The sequence below is a fragment of the Pontibacter rugosus genome, from assembly GCF_042678745.1.
Lineage (GTDB): Bacteria > Bacteroidota > Bacteroidia > Cytophagales > Hymenobacteraceae > Pontibacter > Pontibacter rugosus.
In genome coordinates this window covers 1-2,182 of record NZ_JBHTLD010000380.1, presented here as the reverse complement: position 1 = coordinate 2,182, position 2,182 = coordinate 1, and the positions used below count along the sequence as shown (strand labels likewise).

The window sequence follows — 2,182 nt, the reverse complement described above, 5'->3', positions numbered from 1 at the left end:
TTTAAAAGTACTTTGAATTACAAAGTATAGGTATAAAAAAATTAGTCAGCTTGCCGATTATTTAAAATTAACTGCTCCAGCGCGTCTAAGTGGTTTTTAAAAGCTTCCCGCCCGGCTTCTGTAGCCAGGTAAGAAGTGTTAGGCTTACGCCCTACAAACTGCTTCTCTACGCGCAGGTACTCCGCATCTTCGAGCGCACGTAAATGGCTGGCCAGGTTACCGTCTGTTAGTTGCAAGGTGTCCTTTAGAGTATTAAAATCCACCCTGTCTTCCACCATCAACACCGACATTATACCTAAGCGCACCCTGCTTTCGAAGGCTTTATTTATATTATCAAGAAACGTTTTCAAAGGGTGTTTATCGTTCGTATTTAAAGTATACCAGGGCGCCATACACCATGTGCAGCACACCAAACCCTATTGTCCAGGCCAGTAATCCATAGCCTACAAAGAAGCTGGATACCAACCCTAATACTAGTTCACATATACCCAGGTTCCGGATATCGCTGAACGTATACTTGCTGCCATTGATCAGGGCTAAACCATAGAAGACCAGCATAGCGGGCGCCACTAAGTATAAAATAGAATGATACAGCAGCACAGCACAAAACACGCCACCTGCAGCCAAAGGTATGGCCAGGTTTACCAGCAAGCGCTGCGATTTACTATCCCAGATGCGCTGGTTGTTTCTGCGTGCTCTCCGGATGGTAAAAAAGGAAGCCAGCCCAAGCGCAACCACCAACACGCCCAGAGCTACTGCAAGCAAAAACAGCAGTGCATTCTGGTTCAGCGTAAGCTCAGAACTGCCACGATAGGATATCTGATATTCCCCCAAGTACCACTGCACAACGGCTGCACCGGCCAGTGCCGTTGCCCCTGCCGAAATGCCTGATAATCCGCTAAGAGAAATAAACCGCGAAGAGCGATCCATGATGTTTCGGATCTCATGCAGAGTTGCTAATTGTTCTTGCTGCTGATTCATTATAAAGTACTTTGTGTTTCAAAGTTAATAAAGCTATACGTAAAGTCAAGCAATAGTTTCTATGTTTTTAACTCTTCCTGAAAAATGACTGTTATACAAAATAACAGTCGCTAAGATAACTTTGATGACAAAAGCTAATTAAGAAGCAACAGAAGCTTCCTAATTTTGCAATTCTAAGTATGAAGCAAGTATTATTCACGTGTCATCTTTCAATGTTGCTTAATCTTTTAAAAGCAGAAAGAAATCTTGAACTTGAGTCATGATGGCTAAATATTCAATATGACTTCCCAGATAAGCTGGAGGAAAGTATATTTACGATTCCTTTTTAAAAACCGCTAAGCAGGAAGCGTTCATTAACTTACGCCTCGAAAGCCTTTATCTAATTTGTTGTTCCCACTGCCCTTTTACAAATGAAAGCCCTCACCTCTTCACTAAAATTTTATATTGTACAGAAACTAGCCTTATCTAACAAAGACGCTGTACACTATATACTTTCTGGCAGGGTGCTGGTGAATGGTAATAAAGGGACGTTAAGCCAGGTGCTTAAACCTGAAGATGAAGTGCTGGTAGATGGTATACTTGTGAAAGAGCCCAGGAAAACGGTGTACATAGCTTACTACAAACCGCGCGGCATAGAATCTACAACAAATATTGAAATAGAAAACAACCTCTTACAGGCTTCTAATTTTCCAAAAGCTATTTTTCCTGTTGGAAGGCTAGACAAAGCATCTGAAGGCCTTATGCTACTTACCAATGATGGAGAGACACTTTTTAAAATACTCCATGCTGAAAAACACCAGGAGAAGGAATACACGGTTACTGTTGACAAACCACTAACACAGCAGGTAATTGATCAACTTTCTACAGGAATAGTGATTATGGGCCAGAAAACAAGGCCAGCCGTAGTAAAACAACTAAATGAAACCATCTTTTCTATTACTCTGAAACAAGGGCTCAACCGGCAGATCAGGAGAATGTGTTATAAGCTGGGATATGAAGTGCAGAAGCTTGTACGCACTCGTATTGTAAACCTTGAACTTGGAAACCTCTCACATAATGAATGGCGTTTTCTGACAACCAAAGAGATTCGCGGTTTACTGCAAGAGGTATCTGAGTGAGGAGGCTATAGGTTTGTTATTTTCCTTCAAACATAGTGTATAGAAATTTATGTTTTCTGCTTGTAAGTAGATCTATTGTTTCA

The 2,182-nt window shown here is 41.3% G+C and carries 3 protein-coding genes; 1 reads left to right on the top strand and 2 read right to left on the bottom strand.

Annotated elements, in window-relative coordinates; all coding sequences use genetic code 11:
- Window positions 1–41: 41 nt before the first annotated feature.
- Together ACFQ2O_RS21355 and ACFQ2O_RS21350 are read right to left on the bottom strand one after the other, a co-directional pair.
- Window positions 42–350, bottom strand: coding sequence for a winged helix-turn-helix domain-containing protein (locus ACFQ2O_RS21355; RefSeq protein ID WP_377532874.1), 309 nt, complete (start codon window positions 348–350; stop codon window positions 42–44).
- A gap of 7 nt (window positions 351–357) precedes the next feature.
- The gene (locus ACFQ2O_RS21350; protein WP_377532872.1) at window positions 358–981 is read right to left on the bottom strand and encodes a hypothetical protein; all 624 of its coding nucleotides are present in this window, start codon (window positions 979–981) and stop codon (window positions 358–360) included.
- Between the two features lie 410 nt (window positions 982–1,391).
- Here ACFQ2O_RS21350 and ACFQ2O_RS21345 point away from each other — a divergent pair, with 410 nt between their 5' ends.
- Window positions 1,392–2,099 carry a pseudouridine synthase gene (locus ACFQ2O_RS21345; RefSeq protein WP_377532870.1) on the top strand — a complete coding sequence of 236 codons (708 nt, stop codon included), beginning with the start codon at window positions 1,392–1,394 and terminating at the stop codon, window positions 2,097–2,099.
- Window positions 2,100–2,182: the final 83 nt, after the last annotated feature.